The following is a 12,762-nucleotide window of genomic DNA, read 5'->3' on the forward strand; positions in this document are numbered from 1 at the left end:
CTCGGAGGCTTCGGGGGATTGCACGCGAGTGGTCACTCAGAGTGCGTTGATGGTGACAGAAGCGAGCCGTTCCCCGAGCATCGCACGCCCTTCAACGGCTCACGGTCCCTCGGAAGGGTGATGCTGCTTCCCCCAGTGGGACATGTTTACGCCTCCCGAGTCACCCTTCTTCGCGCCCCGCGCTCCCCCTGCGGTGCACCCGCGCCACCCAGTCCGCGGGCTTGGCGATCTCCGCCTTGGTCGGCAGGGTGTTCGGGGAGGTCCACACGCGGTTGAAGCCGTCCATCCCGACCTCGTCGACGACGGCTCGGACGAAGCGCTCGCCGTCGCGGTACTGGCGCAGCTTGGCGTCGAGGCCCAGGAGCTTGCGCAGGGCGGCGTCGAGGCGGCCCGCGCCGCTGGCCCGGCGCTGCTGGAACTTCTCGCGGATCTCGGCGACGGAGGGGACCACCTCGGGGCCGACCCCGTCCATGACGAAGTCGGCGTGGCCCTCCAGCAGGCTCATGACGGCGGTGAGGCGGCCGAGCACCTCGCGCTGTTCGGGGCTCTGGACGAGTTCGACGAAGGAGTGGGCCTCCTCGCCGCGCTCGCCGTCGGGGCGGGCCCCCGCGAAGGACTGGACGGCCTCGCGCAGCCGCTCCAGGAGGGCGCCGGGGTCCATCTCGGTGGCGCCGAGGAAGGCCTGGATCTCGCCCTCCAGGTGGGCGCGCAGCCACGGGACGGCGGTGAACTGGGTGCGGTGCGTCTCCTCGTGCAGGCAGACCCAGAGCCGGAAGTCGTGCGGGCTGACCTCCAGCTCGCGCTCCACGTGGACGATGTTGGGCGCGACGAGCAGCAGCCGGCCGCCGGTGGCGGGGTTGCCGGGCAGGTCGGCGCCGACGGGCGCGAAGGTCTCGTACTGGCCGAGGACGCGGGAGGCCAGGAAGCTGAGCAGCATGCCGAGCTCGACGCCGGTGACCTTGCCGCCGACGGCTCCGAGGACCGCGCCGCCGGGAGCTCCGCCGCGGCGCTCCTGCATCTTGCCGAGCAGCGGGCCGAGCAGTTCGCGGAACCCGGCGACGTTGGCCCGGACCCAGCCGGCCCGGTCGACGACGAGGACGGGGGTGTCGGGGAGGGCGGTGCCCTCGGGCATCATCCGGGTGAACGCGCGCACGTGCTCCTCGGAGGTCCTTGCGTGCCGGCGGAGCTCCGCCACCACGGCCCGGGCCTCGTCGCGGCTGACCTCCGGACCCGGCCGTACGAACCGGATCGCGGTCGCCACCGCGAGGTTCCAGTCGACCATCTCCGCACCACCGATGCTCGTCATGCGTCAACGGTACGTGGACCGGCGCCGCGGCGGAGCCCCCCGACGAGGGGCCCTGCGCGTCAGGGGGTGGTGGCGACGGCGGCGGCCAGCTTGTCGAGGCCCTTCTCGGCGGCGGATCCGTCGGCGGCGTTCGCGGTCAGGAAGGCGAAGGCCAGGAGCCGTCCGGACGGGCCGACGACGGTCCCGGCGAGGGAGTTCACGCCGGTCAGGGTGCCCGTCTTGGCCCGGAGCAGGCCGGCGGCCGGGGAGGTGCCGGCGTTGCGGGTGCGCAGGGTGCCGGTGAAGCCGGCGACGGGCAGTCCGGTGAGGACCGGCCGCAGCTCCGGGTGGCGGGGGTCGGCGGCCTTGGCGAGGAGGCCCGTCAGGAGGCGGGCGCTGACCTTGTCGGCCCGGTTGAGGCCGCTGCCGTCGGCGAAGCGGGAGCCGGTGAGGTCGACACCGAGGGAGCCGAGCCGTTCGGAGACGGCCTGCTCGCCGCCCTCGAAGCCGGCGGGCTTGCCGGAGGCCAGCGCGGTCTGGCGGGCGAGGGCCTCGGCGATGTCGTTGTCGCTGTTGGTCAGCATCCGCTCGACGAGTCCGGCGAGGGGGGTGGAGAGGGTGGTGGCCAGCGGGCGGGCGTCGGGGGCGGCCTTGGCGGGGGCGGGTTCGCCGGTGACCTTGATGCCCCGGTCGCGCAGCAGGCCGGCGAAGGCGCGGGCGGTGTCGCCGGAGGGGTCCTCGGTGCGCGCGACGGGGCCGGCGGTGGAGTCGTCGGGGCGGCCCTCGTCGGCGGTGAGGGCGGTGACGGGCGCGATGTTGTCGTTGCGGCCGATGGGGTGGCGGACGGGGCCCGAGTAGAGGGTGTCGTCGTAGCCGAGGGTGACGGTGTCGGTGCCGGCGGCCTTGAGGGCCTGGGCGGTGTCGGCGGCCAGGGCCACGAGGCTGCCGCCGGAGCCGGCCGGGCTCTTCTTCTTGGCGGTGAGGGAGGGGTCGCCGCCGCCGACCAGGACGATCTGGCCGGGGCCGGGCCCGGGGGCGACGGTGGTGCGGATGCGGTGCTCGGGTCCGAGGGCGGTCAGCGCGGCGCTCGCGGTGGCGATCTTGACGGTGGAGGCGGGGGTCATGGCCTCGCCCGCCCCGGACTCGTACAGCACCCGGCCCGTGGCGGCGTCGACCACGGCGGCGCCGCGTACGGTCCCGAGCGTGGTGTCGGCGAGCAGCGGCCCGAGCACCCCCGCGAGGGCGGCGGAGGGCGCGTCGGCGGGGCGCGGGGCGACGCCCTGGAGCACGCCGGGGGCACTCGGCGCGGCCTGCGGCAGGGCCCCGGCGGCGTGATCTGCGCCACCCGTCCGGCTCCAGGAGGCGGCCCGGTCCCGCTCGGCCTTACGCTGGCCGGAGTCCCAAGGGCCTGCGGTGGCGACGGCCACCGCCGACAGGGCGAGGCCGGCGACGGCCGACCCCGCGATGAGCTGCCACGTCTTGACCAATGGCACCTCGGACCAGCCCCTTTCGCGATCACACATATGCGTGAGGGACACTTAACCACTGCGTCTTGCCGCGAGCATGGCAGCCCACCCCAGCGATGGGCCGGACGCGCACGCATTTGAATCAAATGCCGTCTCGAAGCAGGCAAGCTCCGGCACCGGGCCGGAGCTGATCATGGAGGAGCAGGACGTGGAGTTCGACGTCACCATCGAGATCCCCAAGGGTTCGCGGAACAAGTACGAGGTGGACCACGAGACCGGCCGGATCCGTCTGGACCGTCGCCTCTTCACCTCGACCAGCTACCCGACGGACTACGGCTTCGTCGAGAACACCCTCGGCGAGGACGGCGACCCGCTGGACGCGCTGGTCATCCTGGACGAGCCGACCTTCCCGGGCTGCCTGATCAAGTGCCGCGCGATCGGCATGTTCAACATGACGGACGAGGCGGGCGGCGACGCCAAGCTGCTGTGCGTGCCGGCCTCCGACCCGCGTGTCGAGCACCTGCGCGACATCCACCACATCTCCGAGTTCGACCGCCTGGAGATCCAGCACTTCTTCGAGGTCTACAAGGACCTGGAGCCGGGCAAGTCGGTCGAGGGCGCCAACTGGGTCGGCCGCGCCGAGGCCGAGGCCGAGATCGAGGCCTCCTACAAGCGCCTTGAGGCGCAGGGCGGCCACCACTGAGCTCCGCTCGGTAACCGCCAGAGCATCGCCTGAGCACGGCGGGCGGCATCCCCACAGCGGGGGCGCCGCCCGCCGCGGCGTTTCCGGGCCCAGGCCGCCGGATCTCCTTTCGCCATGGACGAAACGATTCCGCATACTGATACCGCCGGTGATCAAGGGTGGGAGGATGCGTGGCGGAGGCCGAAGGGCCCGGTCCCGAGGACCGGAAGCCGAAGTCCGACGAGGCGCACAGCGCGTTCACCCCGCCGCCCGGGATGGAGCCGGAGGGCCCCGACGAGGACCAGGCCACCTCCGAGTTCGCCCGCCCGGAGGGCCTGGCACCGCCCCCCGCCGAGCAGGAGGGCTCCGGCTTCGCCACCCCCGCCACCTACAGCGCCCAGCACTCCCCGCCGGCCTACACCCCCGCCCCCACCCCCTCCTTCCCGGCCTCTTCGCCCTGGCAGGACCGCATGCGCACGATGCTGCGCATGCCGGTGGACGTCCGCCCGGTGTCCGAGCCGGCGCAGCGCCCGAGCGAGGCCGGGCCGGCCGTGGGCCGCGTCCTCGACCTCACCCTGCGCATCGGCGAGCTGCTCCTGGCCGGCGGCGAGGGCGCGGAGGACGTGGAGGCCGCGATGTTCGCGGTGGCCCGCTCGTACGGGCTGGACCGCTGCGAGCCGACCGTCACGTTCACCATGCTGTCGATCACCCACCAGCCCTCCCTGGTCGGCGACCCGGTCTCCGCGAGCCGCACCGTGCGCCGCCGCGGCACCGACTACACCCGCCTGGCCGCCGTGTTCCGGCTGGTGGACGACATCAGCTCACCCGAGGTGGAGATCTCCCTGGAGGAGGCCTACCGCCGCCTCGCCGTGATCCGCCGCAACCGCCACCCGTACCCCACCTGGGTGCTCACCGCCGCCGCCGGGCTGCTCGCGGGGGCCGCCTCCATCCTGGTCGGCGGCGGGGTGACAGTGTTCTTCTGCGCCGCGCTCGGTGCGGTCCTCGGCGACCGGCTGGCCTGGTACTTCGCCGACCGCGGGCTGCCGGAGTTCTACCAGTTCGTGGTCGCGGCGATGCCCCCGGCCGCGATCGGGGTGGCCCTGAAGCTCGCCGAGTTCGACGTCCGCGCCTCCGCCGTGATCACCGGCGGCCTGTTCGCCCTGCTGCCCGGACGGGCCCTGGTCGCGGCCGTGCAGGACGGCCTGACCGGCTTCTACATCACCGCCTCGGCCCGGCTCCTGGAGGTGATGTACCTCTTCATCGGGATCATCATCGGCGTGCTCGTGGTGATCTACATCGGCCTGCAGTTCGGCGCCTCGCCCAACCCGGACGAGGTGCTCCAGATCCCCCACCGGCCGCTGCTGCAGACCCTGGCCTCGATGGTCCTGGTGTTCACCTTCGCGATCCTGCTCCAGCAGGAGCGCTCCACGGTGTGGATCGTGACCCTGAACGGCGGGGTCGCCTGGGTCACCTTCGGGGCCCTGCGCGCCGCCGAGCTGCCTCCGGTGCCGTCCACGGCGATCGCGGCCGGGCTGGTCGGCCTGTTCGGGCAGCTCTTCTCGCGGTACCGGTTCGCGTCGGCGCTGCCGTACGTGACGGCCGCCATCGGCCCGCTGCTGCCGGGCTCGGCAACGTACTTCGGGCTGCTGTCGATCGCCGAGAACCGGCTGGACCAGGGGCTGGCCTCGCTCACCAACGCCGCCGCGATCGCCCTCGCGATCGCGATCGGGGTGAACCTGGGCTCGGAGTCCTCGCGGCTGTTCATGCGGATCCCGGGCTCGCGCAGCGCCGCCAAGCGCCGGGCGGCGGCGAAGCGGACCCGCGGCTTCTGAGCCCTTCCCGGGCCGGAGGGGCCCGGACGCACGTACGCCCCGGAGACGGGCCGTCTCCGGGGCGTACGGGGCGTTGCAGGGGCGCCTGTGCGGGGCGGGGGCGCCTGCGCGGCGGGCGTCAGCGCTTGGCGTGGCGGCCGCGCTGGCCGGGGGCCGGCGGCTCCTCCAGCGGGTGCCCGGGCTGCGCCGGGGCGGGCACGGCGGTCTTCTTGCCCTTGCGGGCCTTCAGCACCTCGAAGATCACCGGGATGACGGAGACCAGCACGATGCCGATGAAGATCGCTTCGATGTTCTTCTTGATGAACTCGATCTGGCCCAGCTGGTAGCCGAGGCAGGTGACGCCCGCGCCCCAGGCGATGCCGCCGATGACGTTGAACGTGAGGAAGGTGCGGTACTTCATCGCGCCGGCGCCCGCGACCATCGGGGCGAACGTGCGGATGATCGGCACGAACCGGGCGAGCACGATCGCCTTGGGGCCGTGCTTGTCCATGAACTCGTGCGCGGCGTCCAGGTTCTCCCGCTTGAAGACCTTGCTGTTCGGCCGGTTGAACAGCTTCGGGCCGAAGAACTTGCCGATCAGGTAGCCCACCTGGTCACCGATGATCGCGGAGGCCACGATCAGCGTGCACACCAGCCACAGCGGCTCCTTGATGCTGCCGCTGGCCGTGAACAGACCCGCCGTGAACAGCAGCGAGTCCCCCGGCAGGAAGGCGAAGAGGCCCGACTCCGCGAAGACGATGACCATGATGCCGATCAGGCCGAACTGCCCGATCAGGTAATCCGGGGACAGCCACTCGGGGCCGAGGGCAAGCGTGTAGAGGGGTTCCACGTTTCCGGGCTCTCCTGGATCAGCAGGGGGACGTCTGCGGTGGGGGACGCGACGATGCAGGCGGTCTCAATTATGAACGCACACCGCCCCCACCGGGTTCCAGGGACCGGAGGGGGCGGTACGGGTGAGGGACCGGCTACACCTTGCGCACGGCGTTGGCCGTGATCGAGTCCCGCAGGTGCTCGGCCACGCCGACGCCCATGGCGTCGTAGAACGCCTTGAACCGCTCGTCGGCGACGTACATGTCCCCGAGGCAGGTGTGCATCTCGTACGGGCAGTCGTAGAACCAGGTGCTGATGTGCTGCCGGTGCTCCTCCGCCATGTCCATGGCCGCCTCGCCCTGGGCGGGCTCGCCGGCCGCCACCAGGGCCGCGTAACGCGCGCTCCAGTCGGCGACCTCGTCCTGGATGCGCTGCCAGTCCGCCTTGGTGTAGCCGGACACGCGGCGCTGCGACTCGGCGTAGGCCTCCGTGCCGCCCCAGCGCTGCTCGGCCTCCTCGGCGTACTGCTCGGGGTCCTTGTCCCCGAACACCTCGAACTTCTCCTCGGGCGTGAGGTTGATGCCCATCTTCTTCGCCTCCATGGCGTGCTCAACGGCCTTGGCCATCTGCTGGAGCCGGGCGATGCGGTCGGTCAGGAGGGCGTGCTGCCGGCGCAGGTGCTCCCTCGGGTCCGATTCCGGGTCGTCCAGCAGGACCGCGACCTCGTCGAGCGGGAAGCCGAGCTCCCGGTAGAACAGGATCCGCTGCAGCCGGTCCAGGTCGGCGTCGTCGTAACGCCGGTGGCCCGCGCCGCTGCGGCCGCTCGGGGAGAGCAGGCCGATCTCGTCGTAGTGGTGCAGGGTCCGCACCGTCACTCCGGCGAAACCGGCGACCTGGCCCACGGAGTAGCCCATCGCTTCCGCTCCTCTCGGTTGGGTACGCCCCTCACTGTGGTTCCTCACGTCGCGTGAGGTGCAAGTCCGGTGTCCGGGGGATGGCGGGGGGCCGCGCTCAGCCCATCGCCTTGGTGCCGTCCAGGGTCTCGCGGATGATGTCCGCGTGGCCGGCGTGCCGGGCGAACTCGCGCACCAGGTGCAGGAGCATCCAGCGCACCGAGACCGTGGCGTCCTGGGGGAACCAGGGGGCCGGCGGCAGCGGGAAGTCGTCGTCCAGGCTGGGGACCGCGCGGACGAAGTCGGTCGTCTGCTCCTTGACGGTGTCCCAGAAGGCGAGGGCGGACTCGAGGGTCTCCCCGTCGCTCAGCCGGAAGCCCTCGTGCCAGTCCTCGGGGGCGCGCCGGTGCTCGTTCGGCTTCTGCTGGGCCATGCGCAGCCAGTTCAGCTCGACCTCGGCCACGTGCTTGATCAGCCCGGCGAGGGACAGCTCGCTCGCGGTGGGCCGGCTCGTGGTCTGCTCCGGCGTCAGACCCGCCGCCGCCCGGCGCAGGGCCTCGCGCTGGTCCTCGACGAACAGCAGGAGCGTGCCGCGCTCGTCTCCCGCGATTTCCTGGGTGGGGTGTGCCATGACCGACCGCCTTCGCCGTGGTGGTGTGCGGGGGTCGTCCCCCGCTGACACCCAACACGCTACGAGCCTTTGCGGTCAGCTTCTGTCCTTGATCGGCCCTAGAACGGGAAAGTCGTCCGGCCGTGCTGGATGGAGATCCACTTCTGGGTGGTGAAGGCCTCGACGGTGGCCTCGCCGCCCAGCCGGCCCAGTCCCGAGTCCTTCTCCCCGCCGAAGGCGGTCAGCGGCTCGTCGCCGATGGTGGAGTCGTTGACGTGGATCATCCCGGTCTCGACGCGCTGCGCGAAGCGGACCCCGCGCTCCACGTCGCGGGTGTGCACCGCGCCGCTGAGCCCGTACGGGGTGGCGTTGGCCAGGCGTACGGCCTCGTCCTCGCCGTCGAAGACCACCAGCAGGGCGACGGGGCCGAAGATCTCCTGGCCCAGCAGCGGGGAGTCCTCGGGCAGGTCGGCCAGCACGGTCGGCTCGACCAGGTTGCCGCGCGTGGAACCCCGTACGAGGGCCTTCGCCCCGGACTCGACGGCGCGGTCCACGAGGGCGGTCAGGGCGTCGGCCTGGAAGGAGTTGATCAGCGGGCCGATGTGGGTGTCGGCCTCGCGCGGGTCGCCGGTCTTCAGGGCGCGGACCCGGGCGGTGAACTTCTCGGTGAACTCCTCGGCGACGGAGGCGTCCACCAGGATCCGGTTGGCCGCCATGCAGACCTGGCCCTGGAAGACGAAGCGGCTGAAGACGGCCGCGTCCACCGCGTAGTCGACGTCGGCGTCGTCGAGGACGACCAGGGCGCTGTTGCCGCTGAGCTCCAGGACGGTCCGCTTGAAGTGGCGGGCGGCGACGGCGCCGACGTGCCGGCCGGTGCGGTCGGAGCCGGCGAAGGAGATGACCTTCGGGACGGGGTGGGTGAGGATCGCGTCGCCTATCTCGGCGATGTCCGTGACCAGCACGTTCAGCAGTCCCGCGGGCAGGCCCGCGTCCTCGAAGATCTTGGCGATGAACCCGCCGCCGGAGACCGGGGCGTTCTGGTTGGGCTTGATGACGACGGCGTTGCCGAGCGCGAGCGCGGGGGCGACCGACTTCAGGGTCACCAGGAGCGGGAAGTTGAAGGGGCTGATCACGGCGACGACGCCGACGGGCAGGCGCTGGACCCGGTTCTCCTTGCCCGCGACCGGCGAGGGCAGGATGCGGCCCTCGGGGCGGACGGCCAGCTGGATCGCCTCGCGCAGGAACTCCATCGCGAGGTGGACCTCGTACTCGGCCTTGGGACGGGTCCCGCCGAGCTCGTCGATCATGACCTCGACGATTTCCTTGCGGCGCTCCTCGGTGATCTGCAGGGCGCGCTCCAGGACGGTGCGTCTCGCGTAGGGGCTGGTGGCGGCCCAGTCGCGCTGGGCCCGCTCGGCCGCGCGGTAGGCCCGGTCGACCTGCTCGACCGTGGCCACGGTGACGGCCGCGAGTTTCTCCCCGTTGTACGGGTTGACGTCGATGATGTCCCACGAACCGGTGCCGGCCAGCCATTCGCCGTCTATGTACTGGTGAGCCAGGTCGGTGAATATGGACATGCCATCCCTTACTGCGAGCGCGCACCCTTGCGCTGCACCGGAGACCGATCGTTCTTCGTCGAACACTGATCAGACGTCATAGTACGTGCGGATCAGGACAGTTGGAGCAGTCCGCGCAGGAGATCCCGGGTCTGGTCGGGGTCGGGGCAGTCGGCCTGGAGCCGCTCCATCGCCCGTGCGTACTGCGCCACTTCCTCCTCCTTGTCCAGGTAGAGCGCACTGGTGAGCTGTTCCAGATAGACGATGTCCTGGAGGTCGGACTCGGGGAAGCGCAGCAGGGTGAAGGCGCCGCTCTCGCCGGCGTGGCCGCCGAAGGAGAAGGGCATCACCTGGAGCCGCACGTTGGGCCGCTGGCTGATCTCGATCAGGTGTTCCAGCTGGCCGCGCATCACGTCGCGGTCGCCGTACGGGCGGCGCAGCGCGGCCTCGTCGAGGACAGCGTGGAAGACGGGGGCGTTCTCGGAGACGAGGACCTTCTGTCGCTCCAGGCGCAGGGCGACGCGGCGGTCGATCTCGGCGGGCGAGGCCTTGGGCATGCCGCGCTTGACGACGGCCTGGGCGTAGGCCTCGGTCTGCAGGAGGCCGTGGACGAACTGGACCTCGTAGATACGGATGAGGGAGGCGGCGCCCTCCAGTCCGATGTAGGTCTGGAACCATCCGGGGAGCACGTCGCCGTAACTGTGCCACCAGCCGGCCGCGTTGGCCTCGCGGACCAGTCCCAGCAGGGACTCCCGCTCGGCGCCGTCGGTGACCCCGTAGAGGGTCAGGAGGTCTTCGACGTCCCTGGCCTTGAAGCTCACCCTTCCCAACTCCAAGCGGCTGATCTTCGATTCGGATGCGCGGATCGAGTAGCCGGCCGCCTCACGGGTGATGCCGCGGGATTCTCGGAGTCGCCTGAGCTGTGAGCCCAGGAGGATGCGGCGCACCACAGAACCGCTGGCTTCTGCGGTCACTAGTCCTGCCCTCCCCATCGCAATGGTGTGCGCGTGGTGTGCGCGTGCCTCGGCGGGGCCCCCGTATCCCCGGTGCCGCAGTCTGCCACCAAAACGCATCGGCCCGTACTCGTTCTGTAACGGAATCCGGCGTCCCGGAAAAGAAGTCCGTAAGTATGCGTAGGAAGAAATGAGCAAGAACCGTCACGGGAGTGGACAGGTCCGGCGCGTGCACGTGCATCTGCCCTTGCATCCGGCTTCGGCATTCGGAACGATGGTGCCGCGCACCTGCGTGCTCTTCGCGCCGGCGCCGGACCCACCCCGCAGTTCTCTTTGGCCGAAGCCGACCGCTTCGTCCGCGAATCCCGGGAGTGCCTCGCATGGGGACGATTGGATCGGTCATGCTCGAGCCGTTACGGCAGGGGCTGCCCCCGGTCGATCCCACGGCTGTCTCCGGGTCCGCCTCCTGCGCCCTGCCGGCCCGCTTCGAAGCGGTGCGGGGCGCCCGCACCTTCACCAGATCGACCTTGTCCCAGTGGGGCCTGGACGACCGCTTCGACGACGTCGCGCTGGTGGTCTCCGAGCTCGTCACCAACGCGCTGCGGCACGCCCTGCCCGACGACGCGCGGCCCTGCCCGGCCGAGCAGCCGGAGTCTGCGGCGGTACGGCTGCACCTGATGCGGTGGAGCACCCGGCTGGTGTGCGCGGTGCGGGACCCGAGCGAGGACCGGCCGGGGGGCTCGTTCGCGCCGGAGCGCACGGAGCAGAACTGCGATCTGGAGTCGGGGCGCGGGCTGTTCCTCGTCGACGCCTACAGCGACAGCTGGGGCTGGCACCCGCTCGCGGGGCGGCTGACCGGCAAGGTGGTCTGGGCGCTGTTCCTGCTCCCGGACTGACCGCGCGGCGCGGGGCTTATCACGCGGGGCTCACTCCTGCACGACTGGCCGGGCCTGATCCTTTCGATCAGTCCCGGCCAGTGCACGTGCATGGCTTGATCCACATGGCGCTGTTCGTTCAGCCGATCAGATGGTCGAACTCGCCGTCCTTGACGCCCAGCAGCAGCGCCTCTATCTCGGCCGGTGTGTAGACGAGCGCCGGACCGTCGGGGAACCGCGAGTTGCGCATGGCGACGTCGCCGCCGGGCAGTTTGGCGAACTCCACGCAGGATCCCTGCGAGTTGCTGTGTCTGCTCTTCTGCCAGGTCAGCTCATACAAGGAAGTGAGTTCTGCAGCTGCCGTCCCGTTGTACGCGTGGTCCACAGGAAGCCCCCGATAGTGCAGATGTCAACTCCACCGGATCATAGCTCTGTTCATCACCGCATGCATGGGCAGATGCACGTGCACGCGGGGTGCGTCCATGGTCACTGTCAGGGGCGGAGGGCCTGCGAGACCTCGTCCAACGAGGCCGGCAGGCACTCCGCCGCCTGGCGTACGACGCCCGATTCCGCGACTCGGTTCCGGCGGTGGGGTGGCGGCCTTACGGCAGGGAGGGCCGCTTGCCGCCCATGTGCGCGGCATCGGCGGCCGCGGTGCCGTCCTCCCAGCCGGCGTGGTCGCTCGCCCCGCGCAGCCGTGTGGTCGTGGTCCGCGGGAACATCTCCTCGGCCCGGGCGCCGACCGCCACGTCCCGGGCCACCAGCGCGGGCAGGTAGTCCGGGGCCTCGGCGGCCGTGTGCTCGGCGGTCTCGGCGAGGCGCCGGCCGAGCCGGCTGGCGTACGCGAGCAGGAACGACTGCCTGAAGGTCTTCGTCCGCTTGCGCCCGCCGGCCCGCTGGGCGGCCTCGGCCCGCGTCATGGCGGCCGTGCCCTGGACGAGCAGCGAGGTGTACAGCAGCTCGACGGCCTCCAGATCGCTCTCGAAGCCGACCACGGTCGAGAACTCGAAGGCGCTGTTCCACACCGCCCGGCAGCGGTTGGCGGTGGCCACCGCGTCCAGCAGGACCGCCTTGGCCTCCTCGTACGGGGGCTCCACCCCGATCCGGCAGGCCCCGGGCACCTGCGCCGGCCCGCCGCCGCGGACGGCGAGCAGCGCCTCGTCCACCGTGTGCCGCGCCATCAGCTCCTGCGCCTTGGAGCTGAGCGCCTCGGCCTCCTCCGGGTAGGTGGTCGCCTCGGCCTTGGCCAGCAGGGCCCGGATCCGTCCGAGCATCCGCGGCTCGATGTGCGCGTGCTCCAGGGCGTCCCCGGCCGGGTCCCCCGGAACGGGTCCGACCGGCTCGATGGACGGCAGCCGGACCAGCAGCCGGTACAGCTCCAGGACGGCGGTGGCCAGGGTGAACCGGTCGGCCCGTTCGCGGCGCGCGAGCGCCTCCGCGTACGCCTCGTCCCCGGACCACCACGCCTCCCCGGCCCCCCAGCCGTCGGGCAGCCGCGCGTACCGCCGGGCCTCGGCGGCGATCACGTCTCCGGCCACCCGCAGGTGCACCTCGTCCAGGTCCCGCCGCACGAGCCGCAGCACGTCGGCGGGCCGCCACCCCCGCTCCCAGGCCCGCCGTACGAACCCCTCGCCGCGCACGAGCAGCTCCCGCCCGACCCCGCCCCACGCCGCACCGTCGGCGGCGAGCACGGAGGCCCCGGCGTCGAGCCCGGCGTCGTGCTGGGCGTACAGGGCGGCCTCGAAGGCCCGGTCGACGATCTCGGCACACTGACTCACCCCTTCAGCTTTACATGGGTCC

11 protein-coding genes and 1 pseudogene are annotated in these 12,762 nt (G+C 71.7%); 3 read left to right on the forward strand and 9 right to left on the reverse strand.

Annotation, left to right across the window (positions count from 1 at the left end; genetic code table 11):
* Window positions 1-160: 160 nt before the first annotated feature.
* Together AB0F18_RS15910 and dacB are read right to left on the reverse strand one after the other, a co-directional pair.
* Window positions 161-1,306 (reverse strand): zinc-dependent metalloprotease, encoded by a 1,146-nt coding sequence (locus AB0F18_RS15910; RefSeq protein WP_362060186.1) that lies wholly within the window; start codon window positions 1,304-1,306, stop codon window positions 161-163.
* Between the two features lie 59 nt (window positions 1,307-1,365).
* Window positions 1,366-2,808: a D-alanyl-D-alanine carboxypeptidase/D-alanyl-D-alanine-endopeptidase gene (gene dacB, locus AB0F18_RS15915; RefSeq protein WP_362060189.1), complete on the reverse strand. Its 1,443-nt coding sequence runs from the start codon at window positions 2,806-2,808 to the stop codon at window positions 1,366-1,368.
* A gap of 151 nt (window positions 2,809-2,959) precedes the next feature.
* On the opposite strand from dacB, the gene AB0F18_RS15920 reads away from it, so the two are divergent.
* Together AB0F18_RS15920 and AB0F18_RS15925 are read left to right on the forward strand one after the other, a co-directional pair.
* Window positions 2,960-3,454, forward strand: a complete 495-nt coding sequence (locus AB0F18_RS15920) for an inorganic diphosphatase (RefSeq protein ID WP_042818871.1) — start codon at window positions 2,960-2,962, stop codon at window positions 3,452-3,454.
* 170 nt (window positions 3,455-3,624) lie between these two features.
* Window positions 3,625-5,265 (forward strand): threonine/serine exporter family protein, encoded by a 1,641-nt coding sequence (locus AB0F18_RS15925; RefSeq protein WP_362060192.1) that lies wholly within the window; start codon window positions 3,625-3,627, stop codon window positions 5,263-5,265.
* A 199-nt stretch (window positions 5,266-5,464) separates the two neighbouring features.
* Here AB0F18_RS15925 and AB0F18_RS15930 read toward each other — a convergent pair.
* From AB0F18_RS15930 to AB0F18_RS15950, 5 genes and pseudogenes are all read right to left on the reverse strand, one after another.
* A pseudogene (locus tag AB0F18_RS15930) lies at window positions 5,465-6,094 on the reverse strand (VTT domain-containing protein); the annotation flags it as partial.
* A gap of 136 nt (window positions 6,095-6,230) precedes the next feature.
* On the reverse strand, window positions 6,231-6,989 hold the full coding sequence (locus tag AB0F18_RS15935; RefSeq protein ID WP_362060195.1) for a MerR family transcriptional regulator: 759 nt from the start codon (window positions 6,987-6,989) through the stop codon (window positions 6,231-6,233).
* Window positions 6,990-7,086: 97 nt separating this feature from the next.
* Window positions 7,087-7,599 carry a DinB family protein gene (locus tag AB0F18_RS15940; protein WP_362060198.1) on the reverse strand — a complete coding sequence of 171 codons (513 nt, stop codon included), beginning with the start codon at window positions 7,597-7,599 and terminating at the stop codon, window positions 7,087-7,089.
* Window positions 7,600-7,697: 98 nt separating this feature from the next.
* A complete protein-coding gene (locus AB0F18_RS15945; protein ID WP_362060201.1) occupies window positions 7,698-9,155 on the reverse strand; it encodes an aldehyde dehydrogenase family protein in 1,458 nt (485 codons plus the stop codon).
* 92 nt (window positions 9,156-9,247) lie between these two features.
* Window positions 9,248-10,126 (reverse strand): helix-turn-helix transcriptional regulator, encoded by an 879-nt coding sequence (locus AB0F18_RS15950; RefSeq protein WP_362060204.1) that lies wholly within the window; start codon window positions 10,124-10,126, stop codon window positions 9,248-9,250.
* Window positions 10,127-10,488: 362 nt separating this feature from the next.
* Here AB0F18_RS15950 and AB0F18_RS15955 point away from each other — a divergent pair, with 362 nt between their 5' ends.
* Window positions 10,489-10,983, forward strand: a complete 495-nt coding sequence (locus tag AB0F18_RS15955; RefSeq protein WP_362060207.1) for an ATP-binding protein — start codon at window positions 10,489-10,491, stop codon at window positions 10,981-10,983.
* Between the two features lie 118 nt (window positions 10,984-11,101).
* Here the strand turns inward: AB0F18_RS15955 and AB0F18_RS15960 are convergent, their stop codons facing one another.
* The gene (locus AB0F18_RS15960) at window positions 11,102-11,347 is read right to left on the reverse strand and encodes a DUF397 domain-containing protein (RefSeq protein ID WP_045946130.1); all 246 of its coding nucleotides are present in this window, start codon (window positions 11,345-11,347) and stop codon (window positions 11,102-11,104) included.
* A 217-nt stretch (window positions 11,348-11,564) separates the two neighbouring features.
* Window positions 11,565-12,740, reverse strand: coding sequence for a DUF2786 domain-containing protein (locus AB0F18_RS15965; protein WP_362060210.1), 1,176 nt, complete (start codon window positions 12,738-12,740; stop codon window positions 11,565-11,567).
* Window positions 12,741-12,762: the final 22 nt, after the last annotated feature.

Origin of the sequence: Streptomyces sp. NPDC029216, from assembly GCF_040648015.1 — a bacterium.
GTDB lineage: Bacteria > Actinomycetota > Actinomycetes > Streptomycetales > Streptomycetaceae > Streptomyces.

Coding starts and splice junctions, on each gene's coding strand:
- AB0F18_RS15910 (WP_362060186.1), bottom strand. CDS start 1,306: ATGACGAGCATCGGTGGTGCGGAGATGGTCGACTGGAACCTCGCGGTG.
- dacB (WP_362060189.1), bottom strand. CDS start 2,808: ATGTGTGATCGCGAAAGGGGCTGGTCCGAGGTGCCATTGGTCAAGACG.
- AB0F18_RS15935 (WP_362060195.1), bottom strand. CDS start 6,989: ATGGGCTACTCCGTGGGCCAGGTCGCCGGTTTCGCCGGAGTGACGGTG.
- AB0F18_RS15940 (WP_362060198.1), bottom strand. CDS start 7,599: ATGGCACACCCCACCCAGGAAATCGCGGGAGACGAGCGCGGCACGCTC.
- AB0F18_RS15945 (WP_362060201.1), bottom strand. CDS start 9,155: ATGTCCATATTCACCGACCTGGCTCACCAGTACATAGACGGCGAATGG.
- AB0F18_RS15950 (WP_362060204.1), bottom strand. CDS start 10,126: ATGGGGAGGGCAGGACTAGTGACCGCAGAAGCCAGCGGTTCTGTGGTG.
- AB0F18_RS15955 (WP_362060207.1), top strand. CDS start 10,489: ATGCTCGAGCCGTTACGGCAGGGGCTGCCCCCGGTCGATCCCACGGCT.